The following is a 23,633-nucleotide window of genomic DNA, read 5'->3' as shown; positions in this document are numbered from 1 at the left end:
AGAAGAGGGAGAATAAAAGAAGTATACATCGTTAATGCATACTTCTTCGGTGAGGTTGTTATTTAAACAGGTCGGCGCTGATGGTAACGTTTCCACCATTAGACTGCCACTCACGGGTAACATGGTAATATTTTGCCCCTTTTTCTGCGGCACGCTTAGCAACCTGATAAGACACTTCAGGTGCAGTAGTGTAATAACCGGAGAAAGTAATAGAGTCAAAAGGTACCATTTGAGCGGCAGAGGCTTTATTCAGTTCTTCTATTTTTGTTCCGTTCGGTAAGGTTACAGTGTAACGCCCACCTTTTGATGACTGGGTTTCAAAAAAACGGCCCACGATATTGCTCGTTGATGTTGATGAAGCAATTCCCGGGATTTCTACTTTTTCAGCAGCTTCTCCACCTTGTTCTAAAGCCTGACGTCCTGCTTCAGAATCGGCCGGGATCACCGCTTTACTAGATTGAACCTGACGTTTTGGTGCATCTTCTTTATAGACATAAGCGGTGACAACTTGATTGCCCCCATTGTTTGGTGCAATATCACGGGCAATAAAGAAGGACGCAGCATTTTTCTTTTTGGCTGCTTTGGCGAGCGCTTCTTTCAGATCGGGGTCAGTCGGGAAATAACCGCTCACGGTTACTGTATCGAAAGGTTCCAGAATGATAGCTTCAGTTTTAGGCAGTTCTTTGATTCCCCGATAAATACGATATTGAGTCGTCTTATCTACTTTTTCTGCATCCTTATGATATAAATCAGCAACCACACGTAAATTACCGCTTCCATTAAAATCATCCAGACTTTGAATATAGAAACTATCAGCGCCTTTTTTATCAGCCTGACGGGAAACAGCATCTGCTGCTTCATAGATCGCATTAAAACGCCCGGTTACTGTAATTCGTTCAAAGGGTTTAATCTCAGCAGCTTTCTCTGGTGTTAATTCTTTCGCTGCATTTGCCGTGGTAATTGTCGTTAAGGAGAACATCGCTGTTGCGATGATCGAGGTTTTCAGCTTCATAAAAAATCCTTTCGCCTGCGCATTAAAATATTTATAACGTGCTGAACATTGTTCTTTATCACATAGATTGCAATTATTGCATGTAACAATGTTAATTGTCGCAAAAATTTATTCTATCTAAATAACTGCTTACCTATTTTTGGTAGATGCCGCTGATAATTTTAATAAAAATAGCGATTTATATAAAAATCATCATGGCTTACATTAAGGGTTGTTTTGCTTTCTACAAAAACCATTATCTACGATGTTGTATTTACTAAAGGATATTGTTTCACTTGTTATCATTTGATGCTTTGTTGATAAATCTCATTGATAGGTTTTACTAATAGTAGTAATAACAACAATCGAATCGTTAAATTAGCTTCAGCAGGTAATAATCAGCAATATTTCATTCTTAGAGAAGGAAACATTATGCATATTGGTGTACCAAAAGAACGATACCCCAATGAAGCTCGAGTTGCTGCCACACCGTCAACTGTAGAGCAATTACTGAAATTGGGATTTAATGTAGTCGTTGAGTCGGGAGCAGGGCATTTAGCCAGTTTTGATGACAATGCTTACCAAAAAGCAGGTGCTGTGATTGCAGAAAATCATGAAGTCTGGCAATCCGATATTATTTTTAAAATCAACGCGCCGGAAGAGAGCGAAATTACCTTAATGAAGGAAGGTGCTACGCTACTCAGTTTTATCTGGCCAGCACAAAACCCTCAACTAATGGATAAGTTATCAGAACGCAGTATTACCGTTCTGGCAATGGACTCAGTCCCGAGAATTTCCCGCGCTCAGTCACTGGATGCGTTAAGTTCAATGGCGAATATTGCTGGTTATCGTGCCATTGTTGAAGCTGCTCATGAGTTTGGTCGTTTTTTCACTGGCCAAATTACAGCTGCCGGTAAAGTGGCACCCGCTAAAGTTATGATCATTGGTGCCGGTGTTGCAGGTCTTGCCGCCATTGGAGCAGCCGGTAGTCTTGGTGCTGTGGTTCGTGCTTTCGATACTCGTCCTGAGGTTAAGGAACAAGTACAAAGCATGGGCGCTGAATTTCTTGAATTGAATTTTAAAGAAGAAGCCGGTAGCGGAGACGGTTATGCAAAAGTGATGTCAGAAGCCTTTATCAAGGCGGAGATGGAACTTTTTTCTGCTCAGGCAAAAGAAGTGGATATTATCGTTACAACCGCATTAATTCCGGGGAAACCAGCACCAAAACTGATTACCAAAGAAATGGTTGAATCGATGAAAGCAGGCAGCGTTATTGTCGATTTGGCCGCACAAAATGGCGGAAACTGTGAACTGACACAAGCCGATAAACTTGTTGTGACAGATAATGGTGTCAAAATCATTGGTTATACTGATTTACCCAGCCGTTTACCTACTCAGTCATCACAGCTGTACAGCACCAATCTCGTTAATCTGATGAAACTGCTGTGCAAAGAGAAAAACGGTGAGATTGTTATTGACTTCGACGATGTTGTTATCCGTGGCGTTACCGTTATTAAAGATGGTGAGATCACATGGCCAGCGCCGCCAATTCAGGTCTCAGCGCAACCTCCCAAACCTGAACCTGTCAGAAAAGAAGATAAACCGGTTGAAAAGCCTAAATCACCGTGGCTGAAATATGGATTACTGGCGCTGGTGATCGTTCTTTTTGGCTGGCTGGCCAATGTTGCGCCAAAAGAGTTTTTATCCCACTTTACCGTCTTTGCTCTGTCTTGCGTGGTTGGGTACTACGTTGTCTGGAATGTCAGTCATTCATTACATACTCCACTTATGTCAGTGACCAATGCTATCTCTGGGATCATTGTTGTCGGAGCGGTGTTACAAATAGGTGAAGGTGGTTGGGTCAGTTTCTTTTCTTTCATCGCAGTGCTGATTGCCAGTATCAATATCTTTGGTGGTTTTACTGTTACGCAACGTATGCTGAAAATGTTTCGGAAAGGGTAAGGGGTAACTTATGTCGAACGGAGTAGTCACTGCGGCATACATTGTTGCTGCTATCTTATTTATTTTCAGTCTTGCCGGGCTTTCACGTCATGAAAGCTCGAGACGAGGTAATATCTTTGGCATCATCGGGATGGCGATAGCTCTGATAGCGACTATCTTGGGGCCTGATACAGGGAAAGTGGGCTGGCTTATTCTGGCGATGATTATTGGTGCAGTTATTGGTATTCGTCTCGCTAAGAAAGTAGAGATGACCGAAATGCCGGAATTAGTTGCTATTTTACATAGCTTTGTTGGTCTGGCGGCTGTTCTGGTGGGTTTCAACAGTTTTATGGCTCATGATATTTTTGCTGAAGCCATTATGGAAAACATTCATCTGACAGAAGTTTTCCTTGGGATCTTTATTGGTGCAATAACCTTCACTGGTTCAGTTGTGGCATTTGGCAAATTACGCGGAAAAATTTCCTCAAAGCCGCTAATGCTGCCTCATCGCCATAAACTTAATCTGGCCGCGTTAGTTGTCTCTTTTGTACTGATGGTTATCTTTATCAAAACGGAGAGTGAAGGTTTACAAATTTTTGTCATGCTAGCCATGACTGCGATTGCTTTAGCATTTGGCTGGCATCTGGTCGCCTCTATTGGCGGGGCAGATATGCCGGTTGTGATTTCCATGCTGAACTCATATTCAGGCTGGGCCGCTGCTGCCGCTGGTTTTATGCTGAGTAATGATCTGTTGATAGTAACAGGTGCTTTAGTCGGCTCATCAGGGGCAATCCTTTCTTATATTATGTGTAAAGCGATGAACCGTTCCTTTATTAGCGTTATTGCTGGTGGTTTTGGTAGTGATGGCGTCTCAATGGGCGACGATCAGGAAATGGGGGAGTATCGCGAAACAACCGCAGAAGAGGTCGCTGAACTGTTGAGGAATTCCACTTCAGTCATTATTACACCGGGGTATGGTATGGCTGTCGCTCAGGCACAATATCCGGTACATGACATCACAGCAAAACTGAGAGAAAAAGGGATCAATGTTCGTTTTGGTATTCATCCAGTGGCAGGGCGCTTGCCGGGTCATATGAATGTATTATTGGCAGAAGCCAAAGTACCCTATGATATCGTTTTAGAAATGGACGAAATCAATGATGATTTTACTGAAACAGATACTGTTCTGGTTATTGGTGCCAATGACACAGTTAATCCGGCTGCACAGGAAGATCCAAACAGCCCGATTGCGGGAATGCCTGTATTGGAAGTCTGGAAAGCGCAAAATGCGATTGTTTTCAAGCGTTCGATGAATACCGGTTATGCTGGCGTACAAAATCCACTTTTCTTTAAAGAGAATACACAGATGTTATTTGGTGACGCAAAAGCAAGTGTTGATGCAATCTTACGCGCACTATAAACATAAATACCCATAAATTAAAAAAAGAGCCTTGAATGATCATTCAAGGCTCTTTTTTTAATTCCTAAAATGACTCTCTAATTATGCTCTGACTTTTAATTGATCATGTGAAGGCGAGAACCTTTTCTATTTATTAGGATAGTGTAATTTAATTATATTTTGTGGTGAAAAATTTCACCATAAAAATGGTTGTGGGTGAACCATGAAAAGTTCATGAATGTTATTGTATCAGGCCGGAAAAAAGAGCGAATAAGTAATTTTTATCACTAAAATATTCAGAATAAAATCTAAATTAACAAAGGGATGAGTAAATAACAATCAAAAACATCCTCATGGATGAGGTTTGTTTTCCATTTTTCATTATCATATTTGATATAGGTTTTATAATTGTTTATCTATTAAAAAATATTATGCTTTCATTTTGTTTTTGATAACCAAGTCAAACAATAAATTTGATGGATTTTAATGATGGTATGTTAAGATGAACATCAATCGATCCTTAATTATTAATTGAGTGCCATGAAAAAAATACAACAAAACAATCTAAACCTTAAAAACATAAAAGTAACAACCTCGCTCCATTTAAATCCGCAAGAAAAATAGCCTTATAATATTTGTTAAAGCTCATATTAAAAATATAAGGTCATTTATCCTTCTGAAAAAATAATTAAAACAAACTCATTTGATGGATTAATCTTTTATATAAAAAGATTAATAAAATATGTTTTAAATTATTTCATATAAAAGGTGACATATGAAGAATGCCGCTCAAATTGTGGATGAGGCTTTAAATCAAGGGATTACTCTGTTTGTGGCTGATAACCGATTACAATATGAAACCAGCCGAGATAATATCCCGGAGGAATTATTAAATGAGTGGAAATACTATAGGCAAGATTTGATCGATTTCCTGCAACAACTCAATGCAAAAGAAGAAACACAAACATATCAATTGCAGGATATTCAACGAAATCGCAATGCTGAGCATTATCCACTTTCATTTGCTCAGCAACGTTTGTGGTTTATCGATCAACTTACTGATGGCAGTCCTCAATACAACTGCCCCGGCTATCTGAGATTACGGGAAAAGCTCAATGTAAATGCCTTTAAGGCGGCGGTAAAAACATTACTCGAACGTCATGAAGCATTACGCACCTGCTTTAAGGTTATAGATAACGAACCACGGCAGGTTTTGGTGACTTCCTATGATTTACCTATCATTCAGCATGATTTGACGATGCTCTCTGAAAATGAGAAAGAACACCATATTCAACAACTCAGCAAAGAAGAGGATAACCAGGTTTTTAATCTTAGTGCTGATCTAATGTTACGTATTCAGCTAATAAAACGAGCTGAAAATGATTATGTCGTTCTCTATACCATTCACCATATTGCCTGTGATAGCTGGTCAATAGAAATCTTTATCCATGAACTTATCACATTATATAAGGCTTACTCTCAGGGAATGACCAACCCGTTACCAGAACTAAAAATCCAATATAGTGATTATGCTCAGTGGCAACGAAACTGGTTGCAAGGGGATATTCTGGAAAAACAACTGGATTACTGGAGTAACCAGTTATCAGGTATTTCTCCGTTGCACCGTTTTCCACTGGATAATCCACGGCCAGAACAACAGGGTTTCAAAGGGCTTCTTAAAGAACAACATATCTCAAAAGATCTGGCGCAGGAGATCAAAGCGTTATGTCACCAACATGAAGTCACATTATTTATGTTTCTGGAGACGGCTTTTGCTGTCTTACTGAGCCGTTACAGTAATGAAAAAGATATTCTGGTCGGAACGCCACTTGCAGGAAGAACTCATCATGACATTGAACCTCTGATTGGTTTTTTTGTTAACTCACTGGTAATCAGAACCGATTTATCCGGCCAGCCTACATTCAGTGAATTATTAAAGCGAAATAGCCGCACTATTATCGATGCTTATGAACATCAGGATCTGCCATTTCAAATGTTGGTAGAGAAAATCAGTCCGGGAAGGAATCTAAATTATAACCCTGTGTTCCAAATTGCGTTTACGCTGGAAAATACCCAGCGGGATAGGACATTGGTGCGGGATAATAATATTGAGACCGAAGAACGTCTACTTTTGAAAACCCGGTTTGATTTAGAAATTCATATTTATGAAGAAGAGGGTGGCGGGTTATCCCTTTTATGGGTTTATGACAGTAGTCTGTTTAACGATATTACGCTTGAAAGATTGCTTGCCAGTTATGAAACGCTGCTTACTAATATTGTCAGCGTGATGAAACCACGTACCGGCTCAGAACTGATATATAAAGAACCTTCCGTTCATGATATTCCACTGCTAGCTGAAGCTGAAATACATACTTTATCCCAATGGAATGGGAGACAGGAATATAATCAGAATAGTGGCTGTTTTCATGAGTTATTTGAGAAACAAGCTGCCCGATATCCTGAAAAAACCGCCGTTGCTTTTGGCAGTGATTCATTGAGTTATCAGGAACTGAACCAACAGGCTAACCAGCTGGCACACTATCTGATAGCACAAAAGATTAAACCAGAAACATTAGTTGCACTCTGTATTCCCCGTTCAATACGCGCATTAGTTGCACTGCTGGGCGTCATTAAAGCGGGTGGTGCATATGTACCGTTAGATCCTGGTTATCCGGTATCCCGTCTCCAATATATGCTGGAACACAGCGAAGCAGAATTCATTCTGACAGAAACGAGTCTGATAGAAAAACTCCCGATTAGTCAGCAGAAAGTTGTCTGTTTGGATGCCGAGGCAATACAGGCACAATTGCAGCAAATGCCTATCGACAATATTACTGAACGCCCATTCCCGCTGACGGAAAATAATCTGGCTTACGTTATTTATACATCCGGCTCTACCGGAAAACCGAAAGGCGTTATGTTGGAGCATAAAGGATGGGTCAATCTGGCACTGTCACAAGCGGAATTATTTGGTGTTGATACGCATAGCCGGGGATTACAGTTCGCGTCATGGAGCTTTGATGCCATGATCTTAGAAATATCTATGACACTGGCGTATGGCGCAACACTTTACTTAATTTCAGAAGCCCAGCAGCATTCTCCTGAATGTCTGGACGAAATCGTTGAAACACACCAAATCACCCATGCTGTATTACCTCCGGCTTTACTGCCTTACCTGAACTTTAACAAATGGTGTTCTGTTTCAACCTTGCTTTTAGCGGGAGAAGCTGTACCTCCACAACTCTCTGTTCACTGGTCACAGAATAGGAAGCTGTTTAACGTATATGGCCCGACAGAGTGTACAGCCATCGTGACTTCAAGCTTATTAACCGATGAAAAAATTACAATCGGGAAACCGTTGCCGAATATTCTTATGCGTATCCTTGATCCATCAGGTAATCAGGTGCCTATTGGTGTTGCGGGAGAATTATGTATTGGTGGTGCTCAACTGGCACGCGGCTATTTGAACGCACCTGAAATGGACGCAATTAAATTTATTCAATATTGCAATGAACAAACGGATGAATCCCAGCCTCAACGTTTATACCGAACGGGAGATTTAGTCCGTTGGTTATCTGATGGCAATATCGAATTTATCGGTCGGATTGACTCTCAGGTCAAGATAAGAGGATTCAGGATTGAGTTAGGAGAAATTGAAACCGCACTGAATGGACATGAAGCTTTAAGTAGTGCTGTAGTTATTACATATGGAGAAGACAAAGATAAAAGGTTGGTTGCCTATGTTTGCCCGACTATCAGCTGGCTGGAAGAAAGAGGCTTGCAATTTGATACCGAAGATATCTCCCAATACTCAGTGATTAAAGCTGAACTTTCAAAATTACTCGAATCTGCACTAAAAAAACAATTACCCGAATATATGGTTCCCAGCCTTTATATTCCTCTAGAACAAATGCCACTGACACTCAATAACAAAGTGGATAAAAAAGCGTTGCCAGCGCCGAATAGCAGTGATTTTCACCAACAAGTTTATGTCGCACCAAGAAATGAAATAGAGAAAAAAATTGGCCAATTATGGGAAGAAGTGCTGGGTATCAGTCAGCCCGGTATTCATGACAACTTTTTTATTCTGGGCGGTCATTCCCTCCAGGCAACTCGCCTTATCAGTTCAATACGCAATGAACTGGATATTGAAATACCACTAAGCAGTGTCTTTGAACATCCGACACTTGAGCGGTTATCACAGATCATCGAGATCCACCTTGTTAAAGAAAAGAGAAAACATTTCCAGACTGAGCAAGAAACAACACAAAAACTATTGGAAGGTCATATATGAAAAATGCAGCTAAGATTGTGAATGAAGCTTTAAATCAAGGGATTACTCTATTTGTTAGCGATAATAAACTAAAATATAAAACCAATCGCGATAGTATTCCTCCTGAATTATTTGAAGAATGGAAACAGCATAAACAAGAGCTCATTAATTTTCTGACTCAGCTTGAATCAGAAGAAGAATCGGATAATCACCGATTACAGGATATACCTCGTTATGAGCGTGCTGAACATTATCCACTTTCATTTGCTCAACAGCGTTTGTGGTTAATTGACCAGCTCACTGAAGGTAGCCCTCAGTATAACTGTTCTGGCGATTTCAGATTACGTGAATCAATCGATATTAAAGCCTTTGAAATGGCAGTAGGAGCATTGCTAAAACGCCATGAATCCTTGCGTACTCATTTTAAAATAATTGATAACGAACCACGTCAAGTGATTTCAGATTCTTATGATTTGCCCATTACACACTACGATCTGACCGGACTCTCACAAACCGAGCAAGAATATCGGGTTAAACAACTCGGTGAAAATGAATGGAAGCAACCTGTTAACCTCAGTACAGACCTGATGCTACGTCTTCGCTTACTAAAATTGGCAGAAGATGATTATATAATTCTCTATACGATCCACCATATTGCCTGTGATGGTTGGTCACTTGGGATCTTTCTTCATGAGATTCTCTCGCTATATCGGGCATATTGCCGGGGTGAAGAAAACCCTCTGCCACCATTAAATGTCCAATATACTGATTACGCTCGTTGGCAAAGAGAATGGCTGCAAGGCGATATACTGGAAAAACAACTTACTTATTGGCAAAACCAATTATCTGGTGCGACGTTAGTTCACCACTTTCCACTGGATAATCCTCGACCAGAAAAACAGAATCTTGAAGGATTTTTACATCCACAGCGTATTTCAAAGAGCTTGACTCAGGAAATCAGGGCACTGTGCGCAAAACAGGGCGTGACATTATTTATGTTTTTGGAAACGGCATTTGCCGTACTGTTGAGTCGCTACAGTAATGAGAAGGATATTCTGGTTGGCATGCCACTGGCCGGGCGCAGACACCGGGATACAGAGTCCCTGATTGGTTTTTTCGTCAATTCAATGGTAATCAGGACGGATTTATCTGGTCAGCTGACATTCAGTGAACTGTTAAAACAGAATAGCCGTACTATTCTGGATGCCTATGCAAATCAGGATCTGCCTTTTGAAATGCTGGTGGAAAAACTTAGCCCGGAACGAAACTTAAATCATAACCCTATTTTCCAGATTATGTTTGCTGTGCAGAATAACCAGCGCAATACAACACTGGATCAAGGCAGTGTGATTGAAGATGGTGAGCGCTCGCTTCTGACAACCCGATTTGATTTGGAAGTCCATATATATGAAGAAGAAAGTGAAGGTGAGCTATCAATTCAGTGGATCGCGGATACCAGCCTATTCAATATAGCTACCCTTGACAGACTACTAGCCAATTACGAAACGTTGTTGACTAACATTGTTAATGTGATGAAGCATCATACCGGTAACAGCGAACCATCAGTCCATGATATTCCATTACTGGCAGACTCTGAACGAAACACCTTACTTCATGAGTGGGGCGAGCCACAGGTTCCTTATCCAACCGGAAAATGTTTCCACGAACTCTTCGAAGAGCAGGTATCAATACACCCTGAAAAGAATGCATTGATCTTTGGTACTGATTCCCTGAGTTATCAGTCGTTAAATGAGCAGTCCAATCAATTAGCACACTACTTGATTCAGCAGGGTATTAAACCGGATACGTTAGTTGCGCTTTGTGTACCAAGATCATTACAGGCGGTTGTAGCACTGCTGGGGATTCTTAAAGCGGGTGGGGCTTATGTACCTTTAGACCCTAGCTATCCGAAAGCCCGTCTCCAATACATGTTAGAGCACAGTGAAGTTGAATTTATCCTGACTGAAACGCAAGAAGTAGAAAAACTGCCTATCACGCAGCAGAAAGTCATTTGTTTAGATACTGATACGATACAATTGCAATTACAACAAATGCCTAGGGTTAATATCACCGAGAATGAGCGGCCATATCCACTGACAGAAAATAATCTGGCTTATGTCATCTATACTTCTGGCTCAACCGGCAAACCGAAAGGCGTTATGCTGGAGCATAAAGGGTGGGTTAATCTGGCTTTCTCACAGGATGTTTTATTTGACGTTAACTCAAATATTCATGTATTGCAGTTCGCCTCCTGGAGTTTTGACGCCATGATTTTGGAAATGTCTATGACATTAGCCTATGGCTCAACACTGTATCTTATTTCTGAAACTCAGCGGCGTTCCCCTGAATTGTTGGATGAAATTGTTGAAAAACATCAGATAACCCATGCAGTCTTGCCACCTGCATTGCTTCCTCATCTTAATTTTGATAAATGGCATTCTGTTTCAACACTACTTCTGGCCGGTGAAGCGGTGCTACCGCAAATCGCTGTTCAATGGTCACAGAATAGACAATTGTTCAATGTGTATGGCCCGACAGAATGTACTTCTATCGTTACTACGGCTTTATTAACTGATGAACGCATTACTATTGGAAAACCTTTACCTAACGTAGTCATGCGTATTCTTGATCCAGAAGGTAATCTGGTTCCTATGGGAGTTATCGGAGAGTTGCATATCGGTGGTGTTCAATTGGCACGGGGTTATCGCAACTCACCGGAAATCACAGCAAAACAATTTATTCGCGATCCATTCAGCTCGCATTCAACGAATGAGCGGGAAAACAGACTGTATCGTACTGGCGATTTAGTTCGCTGGACACACGATGGTCAATTGGAATTTATCGGTCGCATTGACTCTCAGGTTAAAATTCGTAGTCATCGTATAGAGTTAGGTGAAATAGAATCTGTTTTGAGTAAGCATAACGCCTTAAGTAGTGCTGTTGTGATCGCTTATGGTCAGGATGAAGATAAAAAACTCATTGCATATGTTTGCCCAAGCACAGAGTGGTTAGGTGAAAAAGCCATTGAATTTAACGCACACAGTGTTAATAACTGGACAGAAATTTTTGATGAGCAATACCGTCAACCCATAATGGATAGTACCCAGAAAGAAGATATAAGTGAGGTAGTGACAGCAGAAAGTGATTTCGGTGGCTGGATGAACAGTTACACTGAACAGCCAATTGCCGTTGAACAAATGGAAGAATGGTTAGCTGACATAATGAAGCGGATTGACTCCCTGAATCCTCACCGTTTACTGGAAATTGGCTGTGGCAGTGGATTATTGTTGTACCGCTATGCTAAACAGTGTGAATCAGTAGTTGCTACCGATATATCGGCTGAGGTTTTAAATCGTCACCAGCATATCCTGCAACAGCGTGGCTGGTCACATGTGGAACTCAGAAGAGGGGATGCGCTCAATTCAGGAACACTACATGCGGGCGAATTTGATTCTGTCGTAATTAACTCCGTTGTCCAGTATTTCCCTAATGTTCAGTATCTGGAAAAAATGCTTGAGCAAATAATACCTGCATTGACATCAGGAGGAAAAATACTGCTGGGCGATATCCGCAACTTAGATCTCTTAACCGCCCACGCTACAGCAATAGAACAAAGTCGTCTCAATGGACAACGTATTCAGGTGGGTTCGCTGGCAAACCGTATCCAACGGCGTTTACAGCAGGAACCGGAATTTTTACTCAGCCCAACTTATTTTGCCCAATTGCCGGAACGTTACCCAGAAATCAGCCGGGTTGATATTCTGGTGAAGCGGGGTGTGGGTGACAATGAAATGATGCGTTATCGCTATGACGTCATATTACATAAAAGAGATGAAAATACAGGATCTCTCTGTGAACGTTCAATAACTTGGCACAATTTTGATTCTTTGGAAAACCTGAAAAACAGACTACAGGCAGGAACAGAAGAGACATTTGGTATTTCAGGTATTCCTAATGCCAGAGTTAAAGATGAGTTTGTGTTGGCAGAAGGGCTGCGCCACTGGTCGGCTAACCAGATAATCACACCTCCGGAAAATGCCAGCAGCTTTTCTCCACAAGCATTAAAACAGATTCAGGAACTCGAATCCTTACTGCAATATGCTGAACAATGCGGTTATCAGTGTGGCGTTACATGGTCACAACAGCAACCTGATTTACTGGATATTATTTTCAGCCGTGGCGAATTACCTCCTGTGCTGGCGCGTACTGACTACAATCAGGTACATCTGGCGAATTATCCGCAAATCTCTGCCATTAATGGCGAACTTTCAGAATTACTGGAATCGACCCTGAAACAGCAATTGCCAGAGTATATGGTTCCCAGCCTCTATATTCCTCTGGAACGAATGCCACTTTCGTTAAATAACAAAGTGGATAAAAAAGCGCTGCCAGTCCCAAATGAAGATGATTTACGCCGGCAAACCTATGTCGCTCCAAGAAGTGAAATAGAAATTAAAATCAGCCAGTTGTGGAGAAAATTACTTAACGTTAATCAAGTCGGCATTTATGACAATTTCTTCACTCTCGGAGGTCACTCACTTCAGGCAACTCGTTTTATTAGTTCGATACGCAACGATTTAGGAATAGAAGTACCATTAAGAAGTGTGTTTGAACATCCGACACTTGAGCAATTATCGCAAATTATCACTATTCATCTGCTCAAAGAAAAAAGAAAACATTTTCAGGCAGAGCAAGATTCATCTCAGGAATTTTTAAGAGGTGAAATATGATAGAAGCAGCGCAGATTGTGGATGAGGCGTTAGAGCAGGGGATTACTCTATTTGTTGTTAACAATAGGTTACAATATGAAACCAGTTGTGACAGCATTCCCACTGAATTGCTCAATAAGTGGAAACAACATAAACAAGAGTTGATTGATTTTCTTAATCAGCTTGATTCAGAAGAACAAACCAAAATACACCTTGTTCGGGATGAGATTCGCAACAATGATAAGCACGAAATATCTAATGGAAAAATGCCTATTTCTTATAGTCAGAAAATGTTTTGGTATTTTGTTGAAGAAAAATTATTGGAGGATTGTCTCCACGTACCAATTGCTCTACTAATGGAGGGAGAGCTGGATCACAGTGTTTTGGAAAAAAGTTTAAATACCATTTTAGAGCGACATGAAAGTTTACGTTTTAAATTTTATAAGGAAGATGAACAGATCTTCATACAGCCTGATAACAGCATGAAAATAAACCTTCAAGTTATCGAAGAGTTTTCAAAAGGAATGGCGAAGGAAAAAATTGGTATTGAAGTTAATAAACTTTGGCAAACTAAATTAAGAATGCCTTTTGATGTTTACAATGGTCCACTAATCAGGACATTCTTACTGCCTATATCAGAAAAAATAACGGTATTATTGATTGATCTCCATCATATTATTTCCGATGGATGGTCTGTCAATATCATTATGAATGAGTTTAAACAATTATATACAGCTTATTCACGTGGACAAAAAAATCCGTTAGCACCAATTGCCATGCAATACTCTGGTTATATTTATGATTCACAACAAAGTCATACTACTGAGGCAGTTAAAAAACAGATTGAATTTTGGCATAAACAATTTTCAGATGTTATTGCTGAACGCGAGTTTCCAATTTCCTTCAGCAAACATGTGGCGACAAAATATCGGTCTCATACCCGTTTAATTAAAATTCCCGATTCACTAAATAAAGTTGCTTTACAATATTGTGAAGATCATAATATTACGCCATATATGTTGTTTATGGCGTTGTTTCATACTTGTCTTTTTATGCATTACGGGGAGTCTAAACATATTACTTCTTCACCAAAAGCTGATCGTCCTCGCATAGAAATGTATCAAACAATAGGATTATTTTTGGATGACCTTATGGTCAAGTCGACCATAAGTAAAGAAATGAGTCTGCAAGAAATTATCAATCAGATCAGTCAATATACTTATAGTGCCATAGATAATTCAAGTGCCCACATTTCTTCTTTAATTGACTCTATAGGTGAAAAAATAATAGATAATATTTTTAATGTTGTGTTCAATTATATAGATATTAAAAATTTATATGATTTTATTGATATATCTAAGGATGGAAAATTATCATTGCCAAATCTTGATGTTGAATTGATAGAAGTTGAAGTGATTCCTTTTGAATCACTTGGGATGAATTTCTTATATGCACCTCAATATATCCAGTGTTGTCTATATTACAACCCGGAATTATATACAGAAGAGACGATTGATAGCCTGTCTACATATTATGAACGCCTGCTCAATGTCATCGTATCTGGTCAGGAAAAAGAGAGTATCAGTCAGTTTTATGGATAAAATCCTATCGTGAACGATGAGAGACAAGTGGCTTCAGGGATGAAGCCTATCATCGCGATGAAATCCGAATTCTGTTCGGTGTGTTGCCTTTCATTGAAATAATGTTATTTTCTACGACCTTTTAAAAAGTAAGACATTAGATTGGTGTGCAGATATGTATGAGGAACTTAGCCCAAAGGGGAAGGCAAAATATAATCAAATTCTTGATGCAGTTCAGGTCGTTATTTGCCGGGATGGTATTTATGAGTGTAACCATCGGGCGGTGGCATCAGAAGCAGGGGTTCCGCTTGGAACAACAACGTATTATTTTAAAACACTGGATGATATGTTAAGTGCGGCTCTAGGGAAATATTTTAATAATTTTAGTGAGTTGTCACATGGCTGGTTTCAACAGTCTCTATTTGAAGACCCGGCCGAAAATCTGACCGAGTTCATCTCATGGACATTCGCAGACTATTCTCGCTTAAAGTCAGAATATGAGCTTTACGTTGCGGCTATCTCCCGGCCATCTTTAAGGCCACTTGCCGTTAACTGGATGCAGGCAACAAAAGACATCATTTCTCAATACATCACTAACGATGAATCAAAAGCCAAAGCGCTCACCGCTGTTCTGGATGCTTTCTTCCTCCAGTCTCTATTAACCGGAGATATTAATTTCAGTAAAAAAGAGTACATCAGGCCATTTATCAGCAAAATTTTGTCAGATTGAGTACGTATCTGCTCAATAAATTTCAGGATACGCAGCGACGGGCAGGGAAGCAATAAATTCATCGGAAAGGCATTGACTCCACCAATAAAGTATCCTTCGTTTATAACGCTACTGTACGTGAGTTTTTATCTTCCACGGTGTTCAGCTCGGTTGTGTGTATAGTTGTACTTATGTACAATTATCGTTTTCGTGCAGCACAAGAGAAGATTAGATAAGGTTATGAGTAGATTTGAGCAAAATAAAATACCGGCATTTGCCCTGTTTTTGCTGGCATTAATGACTGCTTTTGATGTCATGGCAATTGATATGTACTTGCCGGCATTTAATGCAATAAAAGAAAGTTTAAATACAGATCTTGTTAAGGTAGAAACTTCATTATCCCTGTTTTTAGTCGGGTTAGCTATCGGGCAGGGGATGTTGGGGCCGGTGATTGATCACTATGGCCGAAGAACGCCTTTATTATTAGGTATTCTGATTTTTTCACTGGCATCTTTATTAACATCGACTACTGATGACATTGTGCTTTTCAATATAGGCAGGATTGTTCAAGGGTTATCAGGCGCTGTGACGTTAGTCGTCCCACGGGCAATCATATCTGATACATGCGATGCACATACTTCGGCACGGCTCTTTACTATTTTGATGCAAATCGTTGTTATAGGCCCAATAATTGCTCCACCATTGGGTAGTATCCTGCTTTCTGTTTTTGGTTGGAGAGCAATATTCCTGATGTTATTTGCTTTATCGTTTTTTACGCTTATTGCGGCATATCGTTTTATTCCGGAATCTTTGCCGAAAGAGAGCAGGCAAACAGGCAGTCTATCAAAGCAACTATATTCGTATATTAAAGTGACGAAAAATTCCTATTTTCTGATGAATGTATTGTCTTCAAGTTTTGTTATGGGGACATTGTTTGCTTATATAAATTCATCAGCATTTATTTTTCTGAATCACTTTGGGTTCACGCCTAAAGTATACAGTTATTTCTTTGCAGCCAATGCGGTTGGTATGGTCTTCTTTGGTTTCATCAATATGAAATTGCTGAAATTCTATAAAGCTGCTGTTGTACTGAAATGGTCTCTACTGGCGAACCTGTTTTTTGTCATGCTATTGTTGATTTCGGTAACGGCGGGGCTGACATCAATATATTTCGTCATCCCACTGCTATTTATGTCAGTCGCAACACTTAGCTTATTATTCGGTAATGGTATATCCGTTACGATGAACAGCGTTTCAGCGGCTGAAACAGGAACTGCATCTGCTGTTCTGGGTATGATTCAGTATCTGTTTGGTGGATGCGCCGGCTTATTAGTGGGTTTATTAAGCACTGGGACACTATCAGGGGTTGCCCTCACTATGTTCATTTGTTCTGCTGGCGCATTAGCCACATATCATATGGCAAAAGAACCGCAGGACGAAAATGATGCCTCAGAGGTTTTGGTGAAGTAATTTGCCAACGATAATGCTCTATTATCTCTAATAATAAGAGTTGGCTAATGTTTTATGCATAGCCAACTTTTAAAATATCGAGAAAGGTCATATTTACTACTTTAAACGAAATTGTGATTAATTATCAGAATTCAAAATATTAGATTTCAACACCATATTAACGAAATTATCCCGCAGGCAATCCTTAATCTCCGGAGCCCAAGCAATGCCTATCTGCCATCGAGTATGTATTCCTTCCAAAGCCACAAGTTTCACATCACTGGGCAAAATATGGCTAACACCCGCTGGCAGTAAAGCAACACCACTTCCGGCAGCAACCAGCGCCAGTAAAGTCTGAATATCGTCGGCCGCATATACAGTACTGGCGCAAAGTTTGTTCTCTCTGAGAAAATTGGTTATCTGTGCCGTCAGCCCTTGCCCTCGATGAGGAGAAATTTGAAGAAGTTGATATGTATCAAGTACCCTCTGAATATTTGTTGGGTCTACTTGAAGAGTATTAGTTACTGCAAGAACTAATCTTTCCTCCAACAATGGTTCGGCATTCAGTTTCTTCGGTACCGGTAAACGGACAAACCCAGCCTGAAGTTGTCCATTGAGTAACATCCTGTATTGTTCATCGGAAGAGATATCGTTCAAGGAAACTTCAATATCAGTAAAAAGTTTGCGAAAAGCAGTGACCTTAACTGGAGCAAGTTGAAATGCCGATACACCAAATCCCAAAACCAGTTTACCTACGTTTCCTTTCTCTACACGGCTCACAAACTCCCGGAAATCATCGTGTTGTTTTAGTAATTCACAAGCTCTGGAGAAAATTAACTGCCCGCTGTTCGTCAATCTGGCACCCTGACGGCCGCGTTTAAACAACGTCAGGCCGATAAGATGTTCCAGTGTTTGAATCTGCTTTGTCAGAGCTGGTTGTGTAAGGCAAAGCACTTCTGCTGCGGAGCGATATTGTCCTTGTCTGGCCAGAATGACGAACGCACGTAATAGTTTTATATCCATTCCAGTTAGTTATCAAATTCGGAAAAATTGTGATTATACAGTGCATTGTCATCTCTGATGAAATACTCGTCAATTTTTATCTGAGGAGATGTTTTGATGAAACAAAGTATTCAGGTCGCTACCGTTCAATTCTGTCATCGGGCTAATGATAAACAGTATAACTTATCGATTATGGAGGCGTTCATTCATCAAGCCGGGGAGCAGGGCATCAAAATACTGGCTTTTCCTGAAATGTGCATTACCGGTTATTGGCATATCCCTGATCTGACTGGGGAAGAAGTGACATCGCTGGCTGAGCGGATTGATAAAAGTCCATCTCTGGCGCGTATTATTTTACTGGCAAAACAGTATGAAATGGCGATTGGCGCAGGGCTTATTGAACGGGGAGAAGATAAAAAGATTTATAATGCGTACGCGGTATGTATGCCGGATGGTCAGATCCATGTTCATCGTAAGCTCCATGCTTTTGAACACCCAGATTTTGTTAGCGGAAATAACTTTACTGTATTTGATACGCCGTGGGGAGTCAGAGTAGGGATTCTTATCTGTTGGGATAATAATTTAGTTGAAAATGTACGTGCAACAGCGCTTCTTGGTGCCGAGATCCTGATGGCACCACACCAGACAGGAGGTACTAATTCTCGTAGCCCTTATGGAATGAAACCAATTCCGCTTTCTCTCTGGGAAAACAGGTACAACAATCCAGACGCTCTGGAGGCTGCATTTCGTGGTGAACATGGGCGCGGCTGGTTAATGCGCTGGTTGCCTGCACGAGCGCATGATAATGGCTTATTTATTTTGTTCAGTAATGGCGTTGGATTGGATAATGGAGAAATCCGTACAGGTAATGCGATGGTTATCGATCCTTATGGCCGTGTTATTAAAGAAACTACTTCTTTTGAAAATATCATGATAAGTGTCAGCCTTGATTTGGAATTGCTGACTATGTCCACAGGAAGGCGCTGGATACATGGGCGTAGGCCTGAGCTTTATCATATTTTGTCTGAGCATCAAGGTTATGAACGTGATGCACAGAACGCAAGATTTTCGACGGATATTCCTTGTTTGCAACAGGTTAATAGAAATAGGATTTAGAGTAACTCATGATTTTTAAATAGTGTTTTGTATTCTTCTTTAATTTCATGAGCAGAAAAATAATAGTCATTAAGCGTTTTCATATATGCCTGTGATAATAACTAAAAGGTATTCATATTCCTTCTATACTCACTGAATACCTATCTTCTTTCCAATCTCTTATTTATTGATTTAATTATATAAAATCACACAGCTATCACCGAGTTAACATTTTCATAACTATTTGGAATTTTCTCTATTTTTTTCCACTAAACTCTAATACGGATAATTATCTAAAAGCAAAAGCGTTTTAATTAGACACGGATTATAAGAACTGAATTGTATTTGTTTCCGTTTCGTGAATGTGATCTGCTCGACGGTGCGAAGCAGTAAGGGTTCTGGTGTGGAGGGTTGTGCTACGGAATTGAGGAATATCTGGAGCTGAAATACCTGTGTATCGATGTGAGCCATTGACCACCGTGAAACTAACCTACCCCGGTGGTCACACCAGCGGGAGATAAAGGAGGATGTATGTCTTCTGATAATACCAGTATTTCTTCGGTACTTGTCTCTGAAGAGGAGACACTTGCACCCGGTAAGTCACTGAGTTTTCTCGAAGGGGTAGCGATGATAGTCGGCACGAATATTGGTGCTGGTTTGTTGTCCATCGCTTACGCTTCAAGAAAAGCCGGCTTTTTGCCGCTGATGTTCTGGCTGGTGCTGGTGGGTGTACTGACCACCATTACTATGCTGTATGTTGCCGAATCTACTCTACGAACCCGCGCTCACTTACAACTTAGCGGGCTGGCAAGACGCTATGTCAGTGGTCTGGGTGCTTGGGTGATGTTTTTTTCAGTGTGTATCAACAGCGTTGGTGCGCTGACTGCCTATATGAGCGGCAGTGGAAAACTGTTGCAATCGCTGCTGGGTATCTCACCGACACTAGGTAGTCTACTGTTCTTCGTACCGGCTGCGGGAGTGCTGTATCTCGGACTGAAAGCAATTGGTCGTGGTGAAAAATTTATCAGTATTGGCATGTTGGTCATGCTATTAACGTTAGTAGTGGCAACGTTGCTGAAAGATACCACCCAGATGCGCTATCTGCTGGATGGTGACTGGCTTTTTATGGTGCCGTTATTCAATGTTGTGGTGTTTAGTTTTTCGGCACAGTACATCGTGCCGGAAATGGCGCGTGGCTTTGCCGATAAACCAGAACAACTACCGAAAGCGATTATTATTGGCATGGCGGTGATCTTTGTGTTGCTGGCGATGGTACCGATGTCTGTGATCGCACTTAACGGTTTAGATAATATCTCTGAGGTAGTGACGATTTCTTGGGGACAAGCGTTGGGAGAGTGGGCGTTCTTCTCTACTAACTTGTTTGCATTGTGTGCAATTTTAACTTCTTATTGGGGATTAGGTGGCAGTTTCCTGACGAATATCTTCGATAAGTTCCGACTGGGTAATGACGAACAACCATTACGTCGTTTCGGTGTACTGTTGTTGGTTGCTGTACCTCCGTTTGTGCTGGCTTACAGTGGACTCGTATCATTTGTTAATGCTCTGTATTTCGCCGGTGTATTCAGTGGCGTGATTCTGTCAATCATGCCGATATTGATCTTACGTGGTGCGCGGAAATACGGCGATCATACTCCATGCTGGCAATGCAGCTGGATTACGCATCCATTTCTACAAATCAGCATTGTGTTGTTGTATTTGGCTAGCGCAGTGTATGCCATTGTTTCATTGTTCGGTTATCTGCCAGCAGGCTGGTAATTCACCTTCTTTATCCTACCTCAAATTCCTTACAAAAAAGAGTTAGCTACCAGTAGCTAACTCCCCATCTCAAAAATAGATTGTCAAAACTAATAACGCAGAACTGTTCACCTTACGTTCACATCACCTTGCTGTTCAGATGAGACCACATAAATTCACTGATCATTGCATTCTGGAATGCCGTCTGCTTTTTATCGGCCGCAGCGCTGTGTCCTCCCTCGGTATTTTCATAAAAATATACCTGCTGGTAACCCATCTTTTGCATACGTGCTGCCATTTTACGGGCATGCGACGGATGGACTCTGTCGTCACTGGTTGCGGTGTAGAACAGTACGGGCGGGTAGGTTACCTGTTCCTTAATATTGTGATACGGCGAGAAAGTTTTGATATATGCCCATTGATCCGGCTGGCTCGGATCGCCGTATTCGGCAATCCATGAGGCACCCGCGGAAAGTTGGCTATAACGTTGCATGTCTAACAAAGGCACACCACAGACTATACAACCGAACAATTGCGGATACAGCGTCAGCATATTGCCGACCAATAAACCACCATTGCTACGGCCACGGGCTGCAAGATGTTTTGATGATGTGACTTTTCGTGCAATCAGATCTTGCGCTACCGCCGCGAAATCTTCATAGGCACGGTGGCGATTTTGCATGAGTGCAGCCTGATGCCAAGCCGGGCCATATTCACCACCACCACGGATATTGGCGACAACATAAACACCCCCACGCTCCAGCCAAGTTGGTCCTTCTGTGCCTATATAGTTTGGCAGTAGCGATATTTCAAAGCCCCCGTAACCGTTCAGCAGTGTCGGATTGCTGCCGTTCAGTTTCAGACCTTTAGCTGAGATCTGGAAATAGGGCACACGGGTTCCGTCTTTGGAGCGGGCGAAATGTTGGCTGACCTGATAGTTGTCAGCATCAAAATCCTTCGGTCCCTGTTTCAATAGTTCCGCTTCACTGCCGTCAAGGTTGCCTATATACAGCGAGGCCGGATGCAGGAAATTATTGATAGTCAGGAAGTAATCATTGGTTTCCTCATCAATACCGGTGGCGGAAATATTGCTCATGCTACCCGGATTGCCCAGAGGTTGCCGTTGCCAGCTATTACCCTGCGGCGTTAATACTTCAAGCCGGTTTACGACATTATCCATAATGCTGAGGATAAGGTGATCGCGCGTACTACTGTAGCCACTCAGCGCTGTCTGCTCATTGGGCGTGAAAAGCACCTGTAACTCACGCTTACCTGCCAAATAATCGTCGAAGTTCGCTGCCAGCAAAGCACCGGACGGATAGCGTTTCCCTCCCACATCCCAGTCTTTACTCGGTCTTATCAAAAGCCATTCACGGTGGCTATTAATTTCTGCGTCTTCAGGGATATCAATCCTGACTTTCTGATTCTGTTTTGTCAGTAAGAAATATTCACGACGATAAAAATCCAGACTACGGCCTACATAATCACGCTCAAAGCCGGGAGTGCGCTCACGATAGGCGAATACCGCCATATCTTCCGGCTTGGCTTCATACAGTGTTTCGGCTGCACTCAATGGTGTACCACGCTGCCAGCGTTTAGCGATTCGCGCATAGCCGGACTGAGTCATTGAACCGGGACCAAAATCAGTAGCGATAAACACGGTGTCTTTATCAATCCACGACACTCTGCTTTTGGCTACGGGGACATTGAATCCATTCTCAACGAATCGCTTATTCTCCAGATCAAATTCACGGATTTCGACAGCGTCTCCTCCGTCCGGTGACAGTTTCATCAGGCAATAGCGATATTCTGGTGCCAGAGGCTGTAAACCGTGGTAGAGCCAATCCGTACCTTCTGCCTTACCCAGTGCGTCAATATCTAGCACAGTTTCCCATGCCGGTTTGGTCTTACGGTACTCTTGCAGTGTGGTGCGCCGGAGCAGGCCGCGAGGGTTAGCCTGATCCTGCCAGAAATTATAGTAGTAATCGCCATGCTTATTGACCCACGGGATCCGAGTGTCTTTATTAAGGATATTCAGTACCTGCTGTTCTAACTTACGGAAGTTATCCCCCTGAGTATAACGCGCGATGGTGCGTTGGTTTTCCTGCTTTACCCACCGTTGCGCGGTCTCACCCTGTAGATCTTCCAGCCACAGAAATTCATCGCTGGTGACTGCTCCGTTGTCTGCGCCTATCGCCAGACGAATACTGCCGGGTAGTGCCGCCATTGCGAAGACTCCTCCTGCGGTTTGCGCACAGATTTTAATAAACTTACGTCGATTAGTAACTGGCAAAATCAAGCTCCTTCTAATAGTGAAAAATAAAATAAGCGTTATTTCCAACATATATTCCAGCGTAGGAAAATCAGGAAACATTTTCCTTACGTGAATAAATAGGGCTTTCAGGCAGCATTATATCTCTAATGTTAACGTTATTTTATTCTTATATTGATTTTTATAATGTTAAAACACTGAGGATTTCTAGATATCGTCGCCAGAACAGCGATTTATATTGTTTGTTTTTTCGCCTCGATGAGTCTTTGTTATATTCTGTCAAGTGATTATCTATATCATTTTTTATTATCATGACTGTATATTTTAGGTGTTAATATCAACAAGGGGTCATGTTCAAAATGTTTTTTATTAATATAAAATAATATACCGAGAATTATTTTATAATTGTGATCGTTTCATTTTGGCACTAAATTTACTCATGATTTAAATCATTGACT

At 41.3% G+C, this 23,633-nt stretch carries 12 protein-coding genes; 9 read left to right on the top strand and 3 right to left on the bottom strand.

Annotation, left to right across the window (positions count from 1 at the left end):
* Nucleotides 1-58: 58 nt before the first annotated feature.
* A complete protein-coding gene (gene ydgH / locus AAC855_RS04935; RefSeq protein WP_340608512.1) occupies nt 59-1,012 on the bottom strand; it encodes a DUF1471 family protein YdgH in 954 nt (317 codons plus the stop codon).
* Nucleotides 1,013-1,423: 411 nt separating this feature from the next.
* Between ydgH and pntA the strand changes: the two genes are divergently transcribed.
* The 7 genes from pntA to AAC855_RS04900 all read left to right on the top strand — a co-directional run bounded on the left by pntA (nt 1,424) and on the right by AAC855_RS04900 (nt 17,072).
* Nucleotides 1,424-2,953, top strand: a complete 1,530-nt coding sequence (pntA, locus tag AAC855_RS04930) for a Re/Si-specific NAD(P)(+) transhydrogenase subunit alpha (RefSeq protein WP_340608511.1) — start codon at nt 1,424-1,426, stop codon at nt 2,951-2,953.
* Nucleotides 2,954-2,963: 10 nt separating this feature from the next.
* Nucleotides 2,964-4,352 (top strand): Re/Si-specific NAD(P)(+) transhydrogenase subunit beta, encoded by a 1,389-nt coding sequence (pntB, locus tag AAC855_RS04925; protein WP_340608510.1) that lies wholly within the window; start codon nt 2,964-2,966, stop codon nt 4,350-4,352.
* Between the two features lie 754 nt (nt 4,353-5,106).
* Complete coding sequence (locus AAC855_RS04920) at nt 5,107-8,625, top strand: non-ribosomal peptide synthetase (protein WP_340608509.1); 3,519 nt, start codon at nt 5,107-5,109, stop codon at nt 8,623-8,625.
* Nucleotides 8,622-13,334: an amino acid adenylation domain-containing protein gene (locus tag AAC855_RS04915; protein WP_340608508.1), complete on the top strand. Its 4,713-nt coding sequence runs from the start codon at nt 8,622-8,624 to the stop codon at nt 13,332-13,334. Before AAC855_RS04920 ends, AAC855_RS04915 begins: the two co-directional genes overlap by 4 nt.
* The gene (locus tag AAC855_RS04910; protein ID WP_340608507.1) at nt 13,331-14,914 is read left to right on the top strand and encodes a condensation domain-containing protein; all 1,584 of its coding nucleotides are present in this window, start codon (nt 13,331-13,333) and stop codon (nt 14,912-14,914) included. The genes AAC855_RS04915 and AAC855_RS04910 overlap by 4 nt, the downstream gene beginning before the upstream one ends.
* A 154-nt stretch (nt 14,915-15,068) precedes the next feature.
* Nucleotides 15,069-15,623 carry a TetR/AcrR family transcriptional regulator gene (locus tag AAC855_RS04905; RefSeq protein WP_340608506.1) on the top strand — a complete coding sequence of 185 codons (555 nt, stop codon included), beginning with the start codon at nt 15,069-15,071 and terminating at the stop codon, nt 15,621-15,623.
* A 219-nt stretch (nt 15,624-15,842) separates the two neighbouring features.
* Nucleotides 15,843-17,072 carry a multidrug effflux MFS transporter gene (locus tag AAC855_RS04900; RefSeq protein WP_340608505.1) on the top strand — a complete coding sequence of 410 codons (1,230 nt, stop codon included), beginning with the start codon at nt 15,843-15,845 and terminating at the stop codon, nt 17,070-17,072.
* 117 nt (nt 17,073-17,189) lie between these two features.
* On the opposite strand, the gene AAC855_RS04895 is transcribed toward AAC855_RS04900, so the two are convergent.
* Nucleotides 17,190-18,074, bottom strand: coding sequence for a LysR family transcriptional regulator (locus AAC855_RS04895; RefSeq protein ID WP_340608504.1), 885 nt, complete (start codon nt 18,072-18,074; stop codon nt 17,190-17,192).
* 96 nt (nt 18,075-18,170) lie between these two features.
* Here AAC855_RS04895 and AAC855_RS04890 point away from each other — a divergent pair, with 96 nt between their 5' ends.
* Both AAC855_RS04890 and AAC855_RS04885 read left to right on the top strand, forming a co-directional pair.
* Entirely contained in the window at nt 18,171-19,169 is a 999-nt protein-coding gene (locus AAC855_RS04890) for a nitrilase family protein (protein ID WP_340608503.1), read from the top strand.
* Between the two features lie 510 nt (nt 19,170-19,679).
* Nucleotides 19,680-20,924 (top strand): aromatic amino acid transport family protein, encoded by a 1,245-nt coding sequence (locus AAC855_RS04885; protein WP_340608502.1) that lies wholly within the window; start codon nt 19,680-19,682, stop codon nt 20,922-20,924.
* Between the two features lie 118 nt (nt 20,925-21,042).
* Here AAC855_RS04885 and AAC855_RS04880 read toward each other — a convergent pair whose 3' ends face one another.
* Nucleotides 21,043-23,130, bottom strand: a complete 2,088-nt coding sequence (locus AAC855_RS04880) for a prolyl oligopeptidase family serine peptidase (RefSeq protein WP_340608541.1) — start codon at nt 23,128-23,130, stop codon at nt 21,043-21,045.
* Between the last annotated feature and the right edge of the window lie 503 nt (nt 23,131-23,633).

The organism is Xenorhabdus bharatensis (assembly GCF_037996705.1).
Taxonomy (GTDB): domain Bacteria; phylum Pseudomonadota; class Gammaproteobacteria; order Enterobacterales; family Enterobacteriaceae; genus Xenorhabdus; species Xenorhabdus bharatensis.
Note: the sequence above shows the minus strand (reverse complement) of the source record. Positions and strands in the feature narration are given on the sequence as shown.

Coding starts and splice junctions, on each gene's coding strand:
- AAC855_RS04910 (WP_340608507.1), top strand. CDS start 13,331: ATGATAGAAGCAGCGCAGATTGTGGATGAGGCGTTAGAGCAGGGGATT.
- AAC855_RS04915 (WP_340608508.1), top strand. CDS start 8,622: ATGAAAAATGCAGCTAAGATTGTGAATGAAGCTTTAAATCAAGGGATT.
- AAC855_RS04900 (WP_340608505.1), top strand. CDS start 15,843: ATGAGTAGATTTGAGCAAAATAAAATACCGGCATTTGCCCTGTTTTTG.
- AAC855_RS04920 (WP_340608509.1), top strand. CDS start 5,107: ATGAAGAATGCCGCTCAAATTGTGGATGAGGCTTTAAATCAAGGGATT.
- ydgH (WP_340608512.1), bottom strand. CDS start 1,012: ATGAAGCTGAAAACCTCGATCATCGCAACAGCGATGTTCTCCTTAACG.
- AAC855_RS04905 (WP_340608506.1), top strand. CDS start 15,069: ATGTATGAGGAACTTAGCCCAAAGGGGAAGGCAAAATATAATCAAATT.
- AAC855_RS04885 (WP_340608502.1), top strand. CDS start 19,680: ATGTCTTCTGATAATACCAGTATTTCTTCGGTACTTGTCTCTGAAGAG.
- AAC855_RS04895 (WP_340608504.1), bottom strand. CDS start 18,074: ATGGATATAAAACTATTACGTGCGTTCGTCATTCTGGCCAGACAAGGA.
- pntA (WP_340608511.1), top strand. CDS start 1,424: ATGCATATTGGTGTACCAAAAGAACGATACCCCAATGAAGCTCGAGTT.
- pntB (WP_340608510.1), top strand. CDS start 2,964: ATGTCGAACGGAGTAGTCACTGCGGCATACATTGTTGCTGCTATCTTA.
- AAC855_RS04880 (WP_340608541.1), bottom strand. CDS start 23,130: ATGGCGGCACTACCCGGCAGTATTCGTCTGGCGATAGGCGCAGACAAC.
- AAC855_RS04890 (WP_340608503.1), top strand. CDS start 18,171: ATGAAACAAAGTATTCAGGTCGCTACCGTTCAATTCTGTCATCGGGCT.